Annotated in this window: 16 protein-coding genes; 4 read left to right on the top strand and 12 right to left on the bottom strand. The window is 58.3% G+C overall.

All coding sequences use genetic code 11. The annotated features are described in order from the left end of the window. Nucleotides 1-329 precede the first annotated feature (329 nt). A complete protein-coding gene (locus tag ACR0LI_RS20165) occupies nucleotides 330-1,559 on the top strand; it encodes a peptidoglycan-binding domain-containing protein (protein ID WP_171638246.1) in 1,230 nt (409 codons plus the stop codon). Nucleotides 1,560-1,645: 86 nt separating this feature from the next. Here the strand turns inward: ACR0LI_RS20165 and nusG are convergent, their stop codons facing one another. The 10 genes from nusG to ccoN all read right to left on the bottom strand — a co-directional run bounded on the left by nusG (nucleotide 1,646) and on the right by ccoN (nucleotide 10,736). After that, nucleotides 1,646-2,179: a transcription termination/antitermination protein NusG gene (gene nusG, locus ACR0LI_RS20160; RefSeq protein WP_152459924.1), complete on the bottom strand. Its 534-nt coding sequence runs from the start codon at nucleotides 2,177-2,179 to the stop codon at nucleotides 1,646-1,648. A 199-nt stretch (nucleotides 2,180-2,378) separates the two neighbouring features. After that, complete coding sequence (gene secE / locus ACR0LI_RS20155; RefSeq protein ID WP_050605011.1) at nucleotides 2,379-2,576, bottom strand: preprotein translocase subunit SecE; 198 nt, start codon at nucleotides 2,574-2,576, stop codon at nucleotides 2,379-2,381. Between the two features lie 99 nt (nucleotides 2,577-2,675). Beyond that, complete coding sequence (gene ccoS / locus ACR0LI_RS20150; protein WP_152459183.1) at nucleotides 2,676-2,834, bottom strand: cbb3-type cytochrome oxidase assembly protein CcoS; 159 nt, start codon at nucleotides 2,832-2,834, stop codon at nucleotides 2,676-2,678. A gap of 5 nt (nucleotides 2,835-2,839) precedes the next feature. Then, the gene (locus ACR0LI_RS20145) at nucleotides 2,840-5,017 is read right to left on the bottom strand and encodes a heavy metal translocating P-type ATPase (RefSeq protein WP_480492559.1); all 2,178 of its coding nucleotides are present in this window, start codon (nucleotides 5,015-5,017) and stop codon (nucleotides 2,840-2,842) included. Between the two features lie 2 nt (nucleotides 5,018-5,019). Beyond that, nucleotides 5,020-5,478, bottom strand: coding sequence for a FixH family protein (locus ACR0LI_RS20140; RefSeq protein ID WP_171638250.1), 459 nt, complete (start codon nucleotides 5,476-5,478; stop codon nucleotides 5,020-5,022). Between the two features lie 2 nt (nucleotides 5,479-5,480). Beyond that, nucleotides 5,481-6,908 (bottom strand): cytochrome c oxidase accessory protein CcoG, encoded by a 1,428-nt coding sequence (gene ccoG / locus ACR0LI_RS20135; RefSeq protein WP_171638252.1) that lies wholly within the window; start codon nucleotides 6,906-6,908, stop codon nucleotides 5,481-5,483. A gap of 419 nt (nucleotides 6,909-7,327) precedes the next feature. Then, complete coding sequence (gene ccoP, locus ACR0LI_RS20130; RefSeq protein WP_171638254.1) at nucleotides 7,328-8,191, bottom strand: cytochrome-c oxidase, cbb3-type subunit III; 864 nt, start codon at nucleotides 8,189-8,191, stop codon at nucleotides 7,328-7,330. Further along, on the bottom strand, nucleotides 8,188-8,373 hold the full coding sequence (locus ACR0LI_RS20125; protein WP_050605006.1) for a CcoQ/FixQ family Cbb3-type cytochrome c oxidase assembly chaperone: 186 nt from the start codon (nucleotides 8,371-8,373) through the stop codon (nucleotides 8,188-8,190). Before ACR0LI_RS20125 ends, ccoP begins: the two co-directional genes overlap by 4 nt. A gap of 12 nt (nucleotides 8,374-8,385) precedes the next feature. Next, nucleotides 8,386-9,114, bottom strand: coding sequence for a cytochrome-c oxidase, cbb3-type subunit II (ccoO, locus tag ACR0LI_RS20120; RefSeq protein ID WP_152459189.1), 729 nt, complete (start codon nucleotides 9,112-9,114; stop codon nucleotides 8,386-8,388). Nucleotides 9,115-9,128: 14 nt separating this feature from the next. After that, nucleotides 9,129-10,736 carry a cytochrome-c oxidase, cbb3-type subunit I gene (ccoN, locus tag ACR0LI_RS20115; protein ID WP_171638257.1) on the bottom strand — a complete coding sequence of 536 codons (1,608 nt, stop codon included), beginning with the start codon at nucleotides 10,734-10,736 and terminating at the stop codon, nucleotides 9,129-9,131. A gap of 200 nt (nucleotides 10,737-10,936) precedes the next feature. Here ccoN and ACR0LI_RS20110 point away from each other — a divergent pair, with 200 nt between their 5' ends. Next, a complete protein-coding gene (locus ACR0LI_RS20110; RefSeq protein WP_171638259.1) occupies nucleotides 10,937-11,776 on the top strand; it encodes a universal stress protein in 840 nt (279 codons plus the stop codon). A gap of 52 nt (nucleotides 11,777-11,828) precedes the next feature. Here ACR0LI_RS20110 and ACR0LI_RS20105 read toward each other — a convergent pair whose 3' ends face one another. Beyond that, entirely contained in the window at nucleotides 11,829-12,083 is a 255-nt protein-coding gene (locus ACR0LI_RS20105; RefSeq protein WP_480719126.1) for a GlsB/YeaQ/YmgE family stress response membrane protein, read from the bottom strand. 70 nt (nucleotides 12,084-12,153) lie between these two features. Then, a complete protein-coding gene (gene fnrL, locus ACR0LI_RS20100) occupies nucleotides 12,154-12,897 on the bottom strand; it encodes a transcriptional regulator FnrL (RefSeq protein ID WP_171638263.1) in 744 nt (247 codons plus the stop codon). Nucleotides 12,898-12,958: 61 nt separating this feature from the next. Between fnrL and hemN the strand changes: the two genes are divergently transcribed. Both hemN and ACR0LI_RS20090 read left to right on the top strand, forming a co-directional pair. Then, nucleotides 12,959-14,314: an oxygen-independent coproporphyrinogen III oxidase gene (gene hemN / locus ACR0LI_RS20095; protein WP_480492558.1), complete on the top strand. Its 1,356-nt coding sequence runs from the start codon at nucleotides 12,959-12,961 to the stop codon at nucleotides 14,312-14,314. A gap of 212 nt (nucleotides 14,315-14,526) precedes the next feature. Continuing rightward, nucleotides 14,527-16,455, top strand: coding sequence for an elongation factor G (locus ACR0LI_RS20090; protein WP_480719125.1), 1,929 nt, complete (start codon nucleotides 14,527-14,529; stop codon nucleotides 16,453-16,455). Nucleotides 16,456-16,464: the final 9 nt, after the last annotated feature.

The following is a 16,464-nucleotide window of genomic DNA, read 5'->3' as shown; positions in this document are numbered from 1 at the left end:
GGTCCGGTCCGGGATCGCGACCCCGGCAACCTCCCACGAGAGAATCTCGCCCGAAGACGATAGAGGCGGCGTTTACATGGGATCAGGAGAGATGACAAGTGGTTGGCGCACCATTCGGGTTGTACCGAATCAAACCCTGAGAGGATTCTTGCTGCCTGCGTGATTACACGCGAATGTCCGCGCGGTTCCAAATTCCTCTAACAATCTGCAAAGACATGTAAAACCGCCAGTTTTCAGCCAATTGAACGCGACATTGGCGCTTGCTTCGCCACAACGCAGATGACCGTGCTATACTCCTTAAAAATTGTGATTATTGGTGGAGGTTAATTATGATACTTCGTTTAGCTTTAACTCTTGGCATCGCCTTTTCTCTTGCTGCTGCCATCCCTCAAACGGCGCGGGCCGACGCTGGAGAGTTTCTTGGTGGTGCGGTCGTCGGCGGGATCGTTGGTTACGCAATCGGCAAGGACCAACAAAAGAAGAAATCTCAGAGAACAACTACATCGAACCGCACCTATCGGTCAGGCATTCCGTCGACCACGCAAGGCGCGCAAACCCAGACCGCGCTCAATTACTTCGGGTACAATGCAGGAAGGGTCGATGGTCAGGTCGGTCGTGGCACCCGGTCCGCAATCGAACGCTATCAGGCCTCGATGGGTTATCCTATAAATGGCTATGATTTTCAGCCGTATCAGTATGATTTTCTGATGCAAGCCTACTATTGGGCCACAAGCGGTGGACAAGCGACGACTCAACTTGCGGGCCAACCGCTTCTGATGGCGTATCGCCGTCAGGTGCAAACTGGATCTGCTTTGGCTACTGCCCCTCAGGCGCCGGCACAAGCCGCCCCGGCACAACCTGTTCCGGTTGCGACACCGCAAGAACCTGAGCCGGAGACAACCGAAACAACGTCTGCCAGCCTGCCGAGCCTGTTTTCCGGCGGCACCGGAGGCCCGTCGCTGGCCAATCGCTGTAGCGGGGTCATGCTGCAAACATCTACCAATGGCGGCTATACGACCCTGGCGAACATGTCCGATCCCGACTTTGCGCTCAGCGAACAGTTCTGTCTTGCCCGCAGCTACGCGATGGCGCGCGGTGAAGATCTGATTCAGGATATCCAGGGGCTGACGCCGGAGCAGGTGAGTGCTCAATGCGACTCGTATGGTGAAATGGTGGCGCCTCAGGTTGATGCTCTGTCTATCAATTCGAAAACCGAGGCTGAAACCCAGATGCGCAAGCTGGCGCTGGACTCGGGCCTCAGCCCCCAAGATCTTGCCGCGACAAGTAAGGTTTGCCTTGCGATTGGCTATCGTCAGGACAACATGGATGCCGCGCTTGGGTCTGCCCTGATGTTGGTCGCAATGGGTGAGCCCGCCTATGGCGAACTGATTGGCCACCATCTGCGCGAAGGCTTCGGTGTACAGAAACGTCGCGATCTTGCGATGCAGTGGTATGACGCGAGCCTGTCGGCCCTGGACGCCGGATCGCAGGCTGTGTTCCTGCCCTCGCAGACCGACCGCCCGCAACTTTTGCGCGCGGCCATGGTGCAGGCGCAATAGGTCGACACGTTTTCAGCGAATACCCAAACAAAAAACGCCGCGTTGCCCTTGGCATCGCGGCGTTTCAATTCTCGAGGAGTGTTTCCTCAGCTCTGCTTGGTGACCTGCGTGAAATCCAGCTCGACCGGAGTTTCCCGGCCGAAGATCGAAACCGAAACCTTCAGCTTCTGGTTTTCGTCGTCCACACCTTCGACCATGCCGTCGAAATCTTCGAACGGGCCATCGTTGACTTTGACCTTCTCACCGACCTCGAAGCTGATCATCAGCTTGGGTGCTTCTTCACCTTCCTGAACACGGTTCAGGATCTGGTTCACTTCGGCGTCGCGCATCGGCATCGGGCGGCCTTGCGGGCCCAGGAAACCGGTGACGCGGTTGATCGAGTTGATCAGGTGGTACCCCTGATCCGACATTTCCATATGCACCAGAACGTAACCAGGCATGAATCGGCGTTCGGTCGTGACCTTCTTGCCCCGGCGCACTTCGATCACCTCTTCGGTGGGCACCAGAACTTCGTCGATATCGTCCTCAAGGCCCTGTTCAGCCACCGACGTGCGGATCTGTTCTGCGATCTTCTTTTCGAAATTCGAAAGAACGCTGACCGAGTACCACCGTTTCGCCATGAACCTGTCGTCCTTGTTTGTCTTCGGGGTATCAAGCGTACCGGACACACCCGTCATTAAAATCTTGCCACGCCATCCGGAATAAAAAGCGGCGCGCAGCCCGAATCGCCACACGCCCATTCCGAATAGTACCGCGTCACCTACTCTGACATTGCCCGCAGCGCAAGGGGGCAGAGACGTTTCAGCGCGCTGATCCCGTCTAGCTGAAAGCACCCAGGATCAGTTGAAGACCACCCCGGATACCCAAATCGACCAAAGCGAAAAATACAGCCGTCAGCGCCGCCATGATGAAGACCATTACCGTGGTCAACAGCACCTCGCGCCGGGTCGGCCAGACGACCTTGGAGACTTCGGCACGGACTTGCTGAATGAACTGGATCGGATTGGTGGTGGCCATTTGGCGTGTTCTCTCTGCTAGCGGATGGGCCGGACATAGCCGGGCATTGCGGCAATTTCAAGGGCAGTTGGTTCAACTCTGCCTCTATGGGGCATTCGTTCAGGGTTTGGGTTTGTCATCCCATTCGTCGCTCAGGATCCGGCGCGCGTCACCTTCGGGGTCTTCGTACTGGTTCGTACGAACGGTATATACGAAGGCGGCCAGACCAACGCCCCCCAGGAACAGGGAAATCGGGATCAGATAAGCAAGCACTTCCATTCAGATTACCTCAACCGCAGGGCGTTCAGGGACACGGTAATGGACGAGGTCGACATCGCCAAGGCCGCGATCAGCGGTGTCGCCAGTCCGATCACGGCCAGAGGAACGGCGATCACATTGTAAACGGTTGCGATCTGGAAGTTTTCGCGAATGCGTCTGGTGGCTTTGACGGCCGTGTCACACGCATCCGCAATGGGCGAAAGATCATTGCCCAACAGCACGATATCTGACGCGACCCGCGCCGCATCCAGCGCAGAGGCCGGAGAGATCGACACATGCGCCGCCGCCAAAGCGGCGGTATCGTTCAGCCCGTCGCCAACCATCAGAACTTTGTGGCCTTCATCGCTGAGATCCTGAATGCGTCTTGCCTTGTCCTGCGGCAAAGCCTCGGCGATCCAATCCGCAATTCCCAGTTTTTCCGCCAAGGCGCGCACCGCCCCCTGCGAATCCCCTGAAATCAGAAGCACACGCTTGCCCGAAGCACGCAGGGCATCCACCGCCTCAGCGGCGCCCGGGCGCAACGCGTCCGAGAATCGGAAGGCCACGGGTGCGTCCTCGCCGATTGCCAGCCAGGCCGAAGTGTCTGTGCCCTGATCCGCGCCGACCCAGGCGGCCCGCCCCAGACGAACACGCTGACCACGGAATTCGCCCTCGGTGCCATAGCCGGGAACCTCGGCTACTCCCCGCACATTTGCTGGTTTGATGCCTGCCGCACGCGCCGCTTTTGCCAATGATACGGACAAGGGATGTGCAGAAGCCTCGGCCAGCGCCAGAGCGACCTCGACCTTGGCCCGTGCATGGTCTGCCAGATTGACCAGTTCCGGTGCGCCGGATGTCAGCGTTCCCGTCTTGTCGAATACAACTGTGTCAGCTTCGGACAGCCGTTCCAGTGCCGTGGCGTGCTTGATCAGCATTCCCTTGCGGAACAACCGGCCCGACGCGGCCGTGGTTACCGCTGGCACGGCCAGACCCAACGCACAGGGGCAGGTAATAATCAGAACAGCCGCCGCGATGTTCAGCGCCGTGCGCAAATCACCGGAATAGATGTACCACCCAACAAAGCTGAGCGCCGACAGAATGTGAACGCCGGGCGCATACAGCTTGGCAGCCTTATCGGCCAACGAGGTGTACCGGGACCGGCCAGACTCGGCGATGGCGACCAGATCAGCCATACGATGGAGCGACGTGTCTTCCCCGACCGCCGTTGCCCGGATTGTCAACGGACCCGTCAGGTTGACTTCACCCGCGCTCACAGCCTGCCCGGCCTCGGCAAAGACTGGCACCGTCTCGCCTGTCAGAAGGGATCGATCCAGTTCGGACTGACCCGACACGATCTGGCCGTCCACGGGCATGCGCCCACCCGGTCGGACAAGGATCAGATCTCCGACGCACAACTCGGCAACGGGAACTTCATCTTCAATCCCATCGGCGACACGAATGGCGCGGGGAACTTCCAACGCGGTCAATTCTTCGGCCGCAGATCGCGCCGCGGCACGGGTGCGGTAATCCAGATACCGTCCGGCCAGCAGAAAGAAGGTCAATGTCAGGGCTGCGTCGAAATAGGCATGCTCGCCGCTCAACGCGGTTTCCCACAGCGACGTGACCAGCGCCAACAGGATCGCCAGTACAATCGGCACATCCATATTCAGCCGTCGCACGCGCAGGGCGCTCCAGGCATTGGCAAAGAACGGCTGGGCCGAGAACGCAATGGCCGGCAGCGCGATGGCCGCTGAAATCCAGTGGAACATGTCCCGCGTTGCATCCGTCGCACCTGACCAGACCGACACCGACAGCAACATCACGTTCATGGATGCAAACCCGGCCACGGCCAGCCGCATCAGAAGATCACGCCCGGCCTTGTCCGTCTGGGTTGCGGACAAAGCCCCCGGATCAAGCTCATGTGCTTCGAAACCTGCCTGTTCAAGCACCGGGATCAGATCGCTTGCACGCGTTTCCGGCGTGGCTTTGATCATCGCGCGTTTGAGCGTCAGGTTCACCCGGGCGTCTTCGACACCGGGATGCGCGTTCAGTTCACGCTCGACCGTCGCGATACAGGCCGAGCAATGAATGCCCGGCAGCGACAAAGCGATCTGCACATCCTCCGGTATGGGCCGGGCCGGTTCTGCCGGGGCCGCAAGGCAGCCCGGGCAGGCTGCTGTGCCGGATGAAAGCTGAGCCGTCATGCTTACCCCTTTACGTAAAGCGGGACGCGCTGCGAGAATTCGGCGCCGTTTCCGTCACGCGCCACCAACCGGATGTTCCAGTTGCCCTTGCCCAGTGTAGCAGGCGTGGCATAGGCTGTACCGTCGAACGTAAAATCCGGCACGAAGTCGTCGCGCACATGGGTTGCCCGACCGACCACGGCCTGCAATTCGCTCACCTCAACCGGCGCACCGCTTTCGTCGGTGATGTGCAGGATCAGAAGGCCGCCTTTGGTTTCCGCCCGAACTGTCCAGCCCAGCGCCTGCTGCTCTTTCAGGCGCTCGTTGAACTCCTGGCTGGCGACGTAGGAGTTCTTGACCTCCAGCCCGGGAAAGGTTTTCACCGCATTGTACGCCAGCACGAGGTTCACCGCGATGATCACGCCAAAAGCGCCGACAAACACGGCAAGGGCGTGCTTTCCGGTGAATTTACGTTCGGCCATGATCAGTTCCCTCGTCCGTTGAACGTGGTGTCCTTGTAGGCGCGTTCGCCGCTGCTGAGGTCTTCGACCCAGATCCGTACTGGTGTCGCATCTGCTGCGGCCGGATCGCTATTGCGGGAGGCCACGATATATACACGGGTCAATTGTGCCGTATCCGCCGTGACATTCACAGTATCGATATTGGTTCCCTCGATTTCCAGTCGCATCGCCGGATCGCCCGCCAATGACAGTTTGAAAAGACGGTCCTCACCGTGCTTGTTGCGCAGACGAACGTCATAGGTGTTGCGGATTGTACCGTCCGACAGGGTGACGAAAGTGGGGTTGCGAACCGGTGCAACAGTCAGATCAATGTCAGAACGGATGAAGAGCGCAAACAGCAGCCCGAACCCGACCAGCGCCCACAATGCGGTGTACAAAATCGTACGCGGCCTCAGAATGTGCTTCCAGACATTCTTGGCGGGCTCGCCGGATCGCTCATGGGCTTCATCGCTCAGCGCCATGTAGTCGATCAGCCCTCGTGGCTTTCCGATCTTGGCCATCATGTCATCACACGCGTCGATACAAAGGGCACAGGTGATACATTCCAGCTGCTGGCCATCCCGAATATCGATCCCGACAGGGCAGACATTCACGCAGGCCATACAGTCGATGCAATCCCCCAACTCAGAATCGGCCGTCCGCTTGCCTTTGCCGCGCGGTTCACCCCGCCATTCACGATAGCCGACAACCAGCGTGTCCTCATCCATCATCGCCGCCTGAATGCGCGGCCAAGGGCAGGCATAGATACAGATCTGCTCGCGGGCGAACCCGCCGAAGAAGAAGGTTGTACCCGTCAGGATCAACATCGTCGTATAGGCAACGGGATGCGCGTTGCCCGTCACAAGATCACGGGCCAGCGTGGGTGCATCCGCGAAATAGAACACCCAGGCACCACCTGTCGCCAAACCGATCAGAAACCAGACCGCCCATTTGGTGACCCGCAAGCGAGCCTTTCGGAAATCAAGCTTTTCCTGACGGTGCAGGCGCAGGCGGGCGTTTCTGTCGCCTTCAATCCACCGCTCGACCAGAATGAACAGGTCCGTCCAGACGGTTTGCGGGCATGCATATCCGCACCAAACGCGACCCAGAGCCGACGTAAACAGGAACAGACCCAAACCTGCCATGATCAGCAGACCAGCGACAAAGTAGAATTCGTGCGGCCAGATCTCGATCCAGAAGAAATAAAAACGTCGATTTGCAAGATCCAGCAGGACAGCCTGATCAGGCAGGCTGGGGCCGCGATCCCATCTGATCCAGGGCGTCACATAGTAAATGCCCAGCGTCACGATGAGGATGATCCATTTCAGGTTTCGAAACGGCCCCGAAACACGTCTTGGAAAAATCGGCTCACGCGCGGCGTAAAGGCTGGGGGCGGGATCGGAATCGCTCACTGGCTGGCTCCACAAATGGGTCTTCTGAAGACGTCTTGTTCCAGATCATGCCTAGGCGAACTTTGACATGGGTCAAAAAGCGCATCGAGCAAACATCTTTTGAAGATCCGCCCTTCTTACCGAGGCTGGAAATCAGGTATTTTACCCGATTTTGAGCCTATTTTGGCGGAAAATCTGCTTGTGGCGCGATACCAGCTGCACGTGGTACACGCAGTTTTCCAAGTACCGACCAATTGTCGCAGCCCCGGGTCAGCCCTGCCCGAACGCGGGTGATAAGCCGTCGTTGCGAAGAACAGAATGGCAAAACAAAAGGAATTCAGTGTAAAAAAGCACCGGCTGTTCAGGAAACGCGCGAACAGATGGAACAGCCGGTGCTACAGCCTTCGGGCGGCCAGCCGCCCGAAGGTGCCCTCTAGGTCTTACTGGCCACCACCCAACTGGTGGACATAGGCGGATACCGCACGGATCTGCGCCTCGGTCAGGCGGGTATCCCAGTTCGGCATGACGCCAAAGCGGCTGTAGGTCACTGTTTCGGTCAGAGCTTCTTCGCTACCGCCATAAAGCCAGATCGCGTCGGTCAGGTTCGGCGCCCCCTGGAAGATGTCACCTTTGCCATCTTCACCATGGCAGGACACGCAGTTGTCTTCGAAGACAACCTTGCCCGCCTGTGCCGCCGCGTCATCGGTCTGAGCATTGCTCAGCGACATGACATACTGAACGACCTGCGTGATTTCGTCATGCTCCAGGATTTCACCGAAGGCAGGCATCTCGGAATAGCGCGCATCGTCACTTTCTTCGTTCCGGATACCATAGCTGACGGTGTAGACGATATCTTCCATCGTACCACCCCACAGCCAGGCGTCATCCAGCAGGTTCGGGAAACCCGGCGCGCCCTGCGCACCGGAACCGTGGCACTGCGCACACCATGTACGGAACACGGCACCGCCAGAGTTCACGGCATATTGCTGAAGCTCAGCGTCCTGCGCGATGTCTTCCAGCGGTGTTTCCACCAGTTTGGCGTTCCAGGGTGCATTTGCCTCTTCGAATGCGACCATCTCCTGCTGGACCAAAGCCCGTGAAGACCAGCCCATGACGCCGGCGGTGGCCGACTGGACCAGGGGCCATGCTGGATACATGATCGTGTAGATCACGCCCCAGAAGATAGTGGCGTAGAAGGTCCACAGCCACCAGCGCGGCATCGGGTTGTCGAACTCTTCGATCCCGTCCCAGCTGTGCCCGGTTGTGTTCGGATCACCCGGCTGTTTTTCAGGTGTCTTGCTCATTGCCGCGCCTCCTTGGATGTGGCGGGTTTGTCTTGATGCCGGAAGGGGATGTTGGCGGTGTCCTTGTATTCCTTGCTGGCACCGGGGCGGAACACCCAGATGACGATACCAACGAAGAAGGCGAACAACAGCAGCAGCATCCAGCTATCCGCGAACTGCCTGAGAATTGTGTATTCTTCCATCACGATCCTCCTTTAGCGGCTTGCGTCCGGGGTGAAGGTCGAGAAATCGACCAACGTGCCCAGCATCTGAAGATAGGCAACCAACGCATCAGCTTCGGTCAACTCGGGCTGGCCGTCGAAGTTGCGCACGTTGACCTTGTCACCATAGCGCTCCAGCAGCCCGTCATAGTCGCTGTCCGGGTCAGCCTGAGCGAGGAAGTCGGCTTGTGCGTTTTCCAGCATCTCTTCGGAATAAGGCGTCCCGACCAGAGCATTGGCGGCCATCACATCACCGATGTACTTGCCGTCAATTTTGCGATGTTCGAGGAAGCCGTATTTCGGCATCACCGATTCAGGTACAACGGATTGCGGATCCCGCAGGTGGTCGACATGCCATTGATCGGAATAGCGGCCACCGACACGCGCCAGATCCGGTCCGGTCCGTTTGGACCCCCACTGGAACGGGTGATCGTACATCGATTCCGCTGCCAGCGAGTAGTGGCCATAGCGTTCGACCTCATCCCGCATCGGACGGATCATCTGGCTGTGGCAGACATAGCAGCCTTCGCGGATGTAGATCTCGCGACCCGCCATCTCGAGGGGGGTGTAAGGGCGCATGCCCTCCACCTTTTCGATTGTGTTCTCAAGATAGAACAGCGGGGTGATCTGTACGATGCCACCGATGGTCACGACCAGAAAGCTGAAGATCAGCAGGAGGGTCGCGTTGGTCTCGAGGATCTTGTGTTTGTCGAGAATTGCCATTGCTCCGGCCCTCCTTATTCAGCCGGGACCGCGACGGTCAGGCTGGCCTCTTTGGCCGGCGCTTTCCGCACAGTCATCCACAGGTTGTAGCACATGATCAGCGAACCGGCGACGAACATCACGCCACCCAGAGCACGCACCACATACATCGGGAACTTGGCAGCCACGGTGTCGGCGAACGAGTTCACCAGGAAGCCGTTGGCATCCACTTCGCGCCACATCAGGCCTTCCATGATACCGGTGACCCACATCGACGCGGCGTAAAGCACGATACCGATGGTGGCGAGCCAGAAGTGCCAGCTGACCATTTGCAGCGAGTACAGACGCTCACGCTTCCACAGGACAGGCACCAGGAAGTACAGCGCACCAAAGGTGATCATGCCGTTCCAGCCCAACGCGCCCGAGTGCACGTGACCAATTGTCCAGTCGGTGTAGTGGCTCAGCGAGTTCACCGCGCGAATCGACATCATCGGGCCTTCGAAGGTGGACATGCCGTAGAAGCCGACCGAGATCACCATCATCCGGATCACAGGGTCGGTGCGCAGCTTGTCCCACGCGCCCGACAGGGTCATCAGACCGTTAATCATACCACCCCAGGACGGCATCCACAGGATCACCGAGAACACCATGCCCAGCGTCGAGGCCCAGTCAGGTAGCGCAGTATAATGCAGGTGGTGCGGGCCGGCCCAGATGTACAGGAAGATCAGCGCCCAGAAGTGGATGATCGACAGCTTGTACGAGAACACCGGACGCTCGGCCTGCTTCGGAATGAAGTAGTACATCATGCCCAGGAAGCCGGCAGTCAGGAAAAAGCCCACCGCGTTGTGGCCATACCACCACTGGATCATGGCATCCTGCACGCCCGACCAGACGATGACCGATTTCGAACCCCAGATGCTGACAGGAACGGTCATGTTGTTGACCAGATGCAGCATGGCGACGGTGACGATAAAGGCCAGATAGAACCAGTTGGCCACATATATGTGGGGTTCTTTCCGCTTTATGATCGTACCCAAGTAGACAGCCAGATAGGCGACCCAGACAATGGTCAGCCACAGATCGACATACCATTCAGGTTCGGCATATTCCTTGGACTGCGTTCCGCCCAGAACATAACCCGTCGCCGCCAGCACGATGAACAGCTGATAGCCCCAGAAAACGAACCAGGCCAGATTGCCGCCCCAAAGCCGCGCCGCGCTGGTACGCTGAACGACGTAGAACGACGTTGCGATCAATGCGTTGCCGCCAAAGGCAAAAATCACTGCCGACGTATGCAGCGGACGCAAACGACCGAAATTCAGATACCCCTGTGCCCATTCAAAGTTCAGCACCGGAAAAGCCAGCTGAAATGCGATGAAGGTCCCGGCCAGAAACCCGATCACGCCCCAGAAGGCGGTTGCGATCACGCCATAGCGGATCACGTCATCCATGTATTCGCCCGAGCGGTCGACTAGAATATCTGGCTCGTCAGTGTTTCGAAGCGTCCAGATAAACAGGCCACCGGCGATAAGCATCACCAGCAGTGCATGTACCTGATACGCCAAATCGCGTGCATAATTGGTTCCGATCGCTGCAAACAGCGCGATCAGACCAAGCACGATCAGCTTGATGTAATTCGACATATTGCGTCCCTTTGCCATGCCCCGCGCGTTTTTGATTCTTATACGCGCGAAACCCATTTGACTGGCTGCCGTTCTGAAGCACGGCGGCTGTTACTGCTTTGATCTGTATCAAGACAGTTCTGCGTTTTCTGTGACACGCATTGTAAAGGAAACAGGCCAACTGGTCACATGAGACCAAATGCCCGAATCATGAGGTCGCAATGACTTACAAATCTCTACTCACTGTCATGACCGAAACGCAGACAGCACCCGCCGCTCTGGCGCAGATGGTGGCCCTGGCGGAATCGCAGGATGCACATGCCGAAGCCCTGTGCCTTGGCGTCGATCGCAGTCAGACAGGTTACTACTATGCGGGTGCCAATGCGCTGATCGTTCAGGAAACACTGAGCCGGGCCAACGCCGAGGCCCAGGAGCTGTTAAACTTTGCCAATGACTACCTTGGCAAGTCCGGCGTTCGCTGGTCCGCCGAGCATGGTGTCGCGCAGATTGCCGATATCGGACGCCATGTCGCGCATAGGGCACGGTTTTCCGATCTGGTGGTCCTGCCGCACCCTTATGGAAAAGACCGCGGTGCCGAGGCCGAGCCCATCATCGAAGCCGCCATGTTCGAAGGGCATTGCCCGGTTCTGGTCGTACCGGACGACGTCGAGCCCCTGACGGTGCCGCGCAATATCATGATAGGTTGGAACGAAAGCGTAGAGGCCATGTGCGCCATTCGTCACGCCCTGCCCTTCCTGAAACAGGCCGAGCTGGTCCGAATCGTGGTCATCGATCCGCCTCGCCATGGTCCGGACCGGTCTGATCCGGGCGGAATGCTGTCACAGATGCTATCCCGTCACGGGGTCAAATGTGAGATTGATGTGCTAAGCAAAAGCATGACGCGCGTGTCGGATATTCTCAACCGTCACGCATCCGATACAGAATCGGATCTGATCGTCATGGGCGCTTACGGTCATTCCCGTTTTCGCGAGGCCATTCTGGGCGGCGCAACACGCAACATGCTGGAGCAGTCTGGCGTACCGGTATTCCTGGCCCATTGATACGCCCATCAAAAGCCGCCCGACTTGGCGGCTTTTGTCATCCTCTCTTTTGTCATCCTCTGCGGATCAGGCCTATCAGGAACAACAGGATCACGGCACCTGCTGTTGCGAATAGGATAGACGACAACAGGCCGCCGCCAACGGCAAATCCAAGCGCCGGAAATATCAACCCCGCCAGAAACGCGCCTACGATTCCGACAACTATGTTTCCGAAAAGGCCAAAACCCCTGCCCGCCATGATCTTTCCGGAAAGCCAACCGGCGATTGCGCCGACCAAAAGCATTGCCAACAAACTGGTAAATTCCATGCCGAGCTCCTGAATTAGATATCCCGCGAAAAAGACTGCGGCGGCTGTCAGTGGTCAAAAGCCTATTACGTCAGACCGGAAAGCCGCCATCCGAATCGTCACCCGCCTCTTCCATCAGGCGGCCCAAATCGGGGATGGTCACGTGCCGCTTTCCTTCAAGCGTGATCACCCCGTCTTTTTTCAAAGCTGATATCTGGCGACTGACCGTTTCCAATGTCAAACCCAGGTAATCCGCCATTGCTTCTCGGGTCAGGGGCAGGTCGAACACAATGGGTCCTGATACAGCTTTTTGACTGATTGAACCGTCCCGGCGGGCGATAATTGACAACAAACTGGCAATCTTCTCACGCGCCGTTTTGCGCCCCAGAACCAGCATCCACTCGCGGGCGGCATCAAGCTCGTCCAAAGTCATCTGCAAAAGACGATGGGCGATATGCGGGGTGTGGTCCATCAACTCTTCGAACGGTTTCTTGCGGAAACAGCACATCACGACATCCGTCGTGGCCTGAACATCATAAGGCGCAGTATCGCGACCCGGGCGGCCAACAAAGTCGCTTGGCAGCAGAAGACCAACCATTTGGGTGCGGCCATCTTCCATCGTCTGGGTCAACGACGCGATTCCGGCCACAACCGAGCCGACAAAACTCATCTGATCCCCAGACCAGATAATCGTCTGACCCGCCTCAAAACTGCGGTAATATTTAATGCTTTCAAGCTCTTCCAGCTCATCGGCATCACAACGGGCACAGACGGCGCGATGACGAATCGGGCAATCTCCGCAATTTGAATGGTCAAATTGTGCTTTTACTGTCATGCGCGTTCCCACTTGATCTCCATCAAAGCACCTGTGTCGCCTGTCGCATAAGGGTATCGCCATGATAGTGAAACCACAATTGGCAAAGCTTGGACTTTTTGACGCGAAAGTACCGCGTTACACAAGCTACCCCACCGCCCCCCACTTCAACAACGACGTGGGAGCAGATATGTTTGGCGACTGGATTTCCGGGATCAAACCCGGCAGTGCAATTTCGCTGTACATTCATGTCCCATTCTGCCGCAGGTTATGCTGGTTCTGCGCCTGCCGGACACAAGGCACACAAACCGACAACCCGGTAATCGCCTATGTCGATGTTCTGAAGGCCGAACTGGACCTTCTGGCGGCACGTCTGCCTGAGGGTGTGGTCCTGTCGCGTCTGCACTGGGGCGGCGGCACACCAACGTTGCTGAACGCCCAATTGATGCGCGAATTGGCACAACACATCCTGGGTATCGTCCCCATGGGGCCGGATGCCGAATTCTCGGTCGAGATCGATCCGAACGAGATTGACGAGGCGCGTCTGGATGCGCTGGCTGACGCGGGCATGAACCGCGCCTCGATTGGGGTGCAGGATTTCGATGACGAAATCCAGAAAACCATAGGCCGTATTCAAAGCTATGACACCACGCGCGACGCTATCGACATGATCCGTGAACGTGGCATCACCAGCCTGAATGCGGATATTCTTTACGGCCTGCCACATCAGACCAAGGCGCGCATGACGGAAAGCGTACAGAAACTCCTGTCGCTCAGCCCGGATCGCGTGGCACTTTATGGTTATGCTCACGTACCCTGGATGGCCAAGCGGCAGCAGCTGATTCCGTCGGACGCACTGCCAACGCCCGAACAACGCCTTGAACTGTTCGACACAGCCCGGCGTTTGTTCCTTTGGGACAATTATGCCGAAATCGGCATCGACCATTTCGCCACTCAGGATGACGGGCTGACCCACGCGTTGCGCGCGGGCCGCCTCAAGCGGAACTTCCAGGGTTACACCGACGATCAGGCCGATGTTCTGATTGGTGTAGGGGCCAGCTCGATCTCGCGCTTCCCGCAAGGTTACGCGCAGAACGCTCCGGCCACCTCTGCCCATACCAAAGCCATTCGCGATGGGCAGTTTTCGACATCCCGAGGGCACCTTTTCAAAGGTCAGGACATTCTGCGTGCCCGCCTGATCGAAGCATTGATGTGCGATTTCAAGATCGAATCGGCAGAAATCCTTCGGGATCACGATATTTCGGCCTCTGGCCTCGACGAGATGTATCACGCAGCCAATGCATCTTTCGACGGGATGCTGCAAATCACTGAAGCCGGGCTTTTCATACCGCCCGAAGCGCGCGCGCTGACCCGGATGATCGCCCGCAGCTTTGACGCCTATGACCTCAGCAAAGCCGGGCACAGCTCGGCCATCTGACCCTTTTTCGGCGGGCAACATTCGGCCCGTGACGCGCAAAAAACATCAGGGGCTTGACGCACGCCTGCGGTTTTTCCCACACTCATGCTGTAGGGCGGCATCTCGCTCTGCGGTCTGAGGCGGGCAAAATACAGACAACCCTTGTCGGCGCCAACGCGTCGGTCGGTCCCTTTCGTGTAGCCAATCTGCAACCTGAAAGAGGGACAACACTCATGCGCGTTTTCACCGTCCTCGGGCCCAGCCAATCGGGCAAATCTACGCTTGTCGAGGCCATCAGCCGCCTCGACGGGCGCCCCACCACATTCGATGTTTCCGGAACCGTGCATTTGCACGGTTTTTCTTACCTGGACGAGCCCTGGTGCGCGATCGACGTCGATGGGGGCGGCGATGCGCTGGCCTATGTCGGCCCCGCAATGGCGATTTCGGACGCCGCCGTGGTCGTGGTGCCCCCCGACCCGAATGCCGCCGTTCTGTGCGCGCCCTACCTGCGGTTGGTCGAAGAGGCCGGCATCCCCTGTTTTCTGTTCATCAACCGGATGGACAACCCCAATGGCCGCGTCCGCGATATCATCGCTGCTCTGCAAACATACTGCACCCACCACATTGCCCTGCGTCAGGTACCGATCCGCGAAGGGGATACGATCATCGGGGCGGTTGATCTGATCTCGGAACGGGCCTGGAAATATCAGGAGGGTCAGCCCTCGGCCCTGATCGAACTGCCTCAATCCGTCGAAGACCGCGAGCAGGAAGCGCGAACCGAGCTGCTCGAAACCCTGTCCGATTTTGATGACAACCTGTTGGAACAGCTGATAGAAGACAAACAGCCGCCAAGTGGCGAGGTCTATGATCTGGCGGCACAGGTTTTGCAGAACCATCAGTTGATTCCCGCCTGCCTGGGTGCCGCAAGTCACGGCAACGGGCTGACGCGTCTGATGAAGGCGCTGCGGCACGAAGCCCCCGAATTTGACATCGCCGCCGGGCGCGACGAGGCCGCTGACAGCGCCCGCGCCATTGCCGGTTTCGCGGATGTCAAAAAACACATCGGAAAAATCGTGGTTCTGCGCGGCCTGGGGGACGGCGTGCAAGCCCATGAAGCCTTGGGCGGTGAGACCGTCGGCAATCTGACAACGCTGGATGCCAAAACCCAGATCGCCACGCTGGAGGCCGGGCAGATTGGTCTGGCGGTGAAATCCGATCACCTCGAACCCGGCTACATCTACGACAGCAATTCGGCGACGGAACTGCCGGAATGGGCGGCCTCGCATCCGGTGGCGCATCGTCAGATTGTCTCGCCCGCGCATGAGCGGGACGATGTGCGCCTGTCAAACGCCCTGAGCCGTCTGGCCGAAATCGACCCCGGCCTTGACCTGCAACAGGATGAGCTTACCGGCCACGCCGTTCTTGGGTCTCAAGGTCCGCAGCACATGCGACGCGTGACCGCCAAGCTGGCTGAGGATTTCGGGATCGAGATTGAAGCCGACCAAGTCGAAACCGCCTATCGCGAAACCATCCGAACACCTGTCGAACACCGCCACAGACACCGCAAACAATCCGGCGGGGCTGGGCAGTTCGCGGATGTCGTGATCTCGGTCGCGCCGCTGCCGCGCGGATCTGGGTTCCAGTTCGAAGAGGTGGTCAAGGGCGGCGCGGTGCCCAAGAATTACATTCCATCCGTGGAACAGGGCGCCAGAGACGCGCTGGAGCAAGGCCCCGAGGGTTTTCCGGTGGTGGATGTGAAGGTCACGCTGCATGACGGCAAGCATCACAACGTAGACAGTTCGGATTATGCCTTCCGTACCGCGGGCAAGAACGCCGTGCGCGAAGCGCTGCCTCAGGCCAAGCCCGTTGTTTTGCAGCCGATCCTGAACGCTGAAATCCACCTGCCTTCTGATTTTGTCGGCGACCTCGTGCCGACGATCAGCTCTCTGCAAGGGCAGGTTCTGGGATTTGAGGGCAACCCGAACGCATCAGGCTGGGAGATTTTCAACGCTCTGATTCCCTCCGTTGCCGAAGATGAGTTGCATCGCACTCTTGCCAGTGCCACGCGCGGAACCGGGTGGGTCAAGCTGAGCTTTGATCACTATGAAGAACTGCGCGGGCCGGTGCCGAAAACGGCGGCCAAAGAAAAAGCCAGCGCCTGATGGCCTGAC

This window comes from Ruegeria sp. CL7 (assembly GCF_056536445.1).
This window is presented reverse-complemented; position numbering and strand designations above follow the sequence as displayed.

Excerpts from the sequence above, each read along its gene's own strand:
- ACR0LI_RS20140 (WP_171638250.1), bottom strand. The coding sequence starts at position 5,478 with ATGGCCGAACGTAAATTCACCGGAAAGCACGCCCTTGCCGTGTTTGTC.
- hemN (WP_480492558.1), top strand. The coding sequence starts at position 12,959 with ATGATAGTGAAACCACAATTGGCAAAGCTTGGACTTTTTGACGCGAAA.
- ccoS (WP_152459183.1), bottom strand. The coding sequence starts at position 2,834 with ATGGAAGTGCTTGCTTATCTGATCCCGATTTCCCTGTTCCTGGGGGGC.
- ACR0LI_RS20110 (WP_171638259.1), top strand. The coding sequence starts at position 10,937 with ATGACTTACAAATCTCTACTCACTGTCATGACCGAAACGCAGACAGCA.
- ccoN (WP_171638257.1), bottom strand. The coding sequence starts at position 10,736 with ATGTCGAATTACATCAAGCTGATCGTGCTTGGTCTGATCGCGCTGTTT.
- ccoO (WP_152459189.1), bottom strand. The coding sequence starts at position 9,114 with ATGGCAATTCTCGACAAACACAAGATCCTCGAGACCAACGCGACCCTC.
- ACR0LI_RS20105 (WP_480719126.1), bottom strand. The coding sequence starts at position 12,083 with ATGGAATTTACCAGTTTGTTGGCAATGCTTTTGGTCGGCGCAATCGCC.
- ACR0LI_RS20125 (WP_050605006.1), bottom strand. The coding sequence starts at position 8,373 with ATGGAAGAATACACAATTCTCAGGCAGTTCGCGGATAGCTGGATGCTG.
- ACR0LI_RS20165 (WP_171638246.1), top strand. The coding sequence starts at position 330 with ATGATACTTCGTTTAGCTTTAACTCTTGGCATCGCCTTTTCTCTTGCT.
- ACR0LI_RS20090 (WP_480719125.1), top strand. The coding sequence starts at position 14,527 with ATGCGCGTTTTCACCGTCCTCGGGCCCAGCCAATCGGGCAAATCTACG.
- nusG (WP_152459924.1), bottom strand. The coding sequence starts at position 2,179 with ATGGCGAAACGGTGGTACTCGGTCAGCGTTCTTTCGAATTTCGAAAAG.
- ACR0LI_RS20145 (WP_480492559.1), bottom strand. The coding sequence starts at position 5,017 with ATGACGGCTCAGCTTTCATCCGGCACAGCAGCCTGCCCGGGCTGCCTT.
- ccoP (WP_171638254.1), bottom strand. The coding sequence starts at position 8,191 with ATGAGCAAGACACCTGAAAAACAGCCGGGTGATCCGAACACAACCGGG.
- fnrL (WP_171638263.1), bottom strand. The coding sequence starts at position 12,897 with ATGACAGTAAAAGCACAATTTGACCATTCAAATTGCGGAGATTGCCCG.
- secE (WP_050605011.1), bottom strand. The coding sequence starts at position 2,576 with ATGGCCACCACCAATCCGATCCAGTTCATTCAGCAAGTCCGTGCCGAA.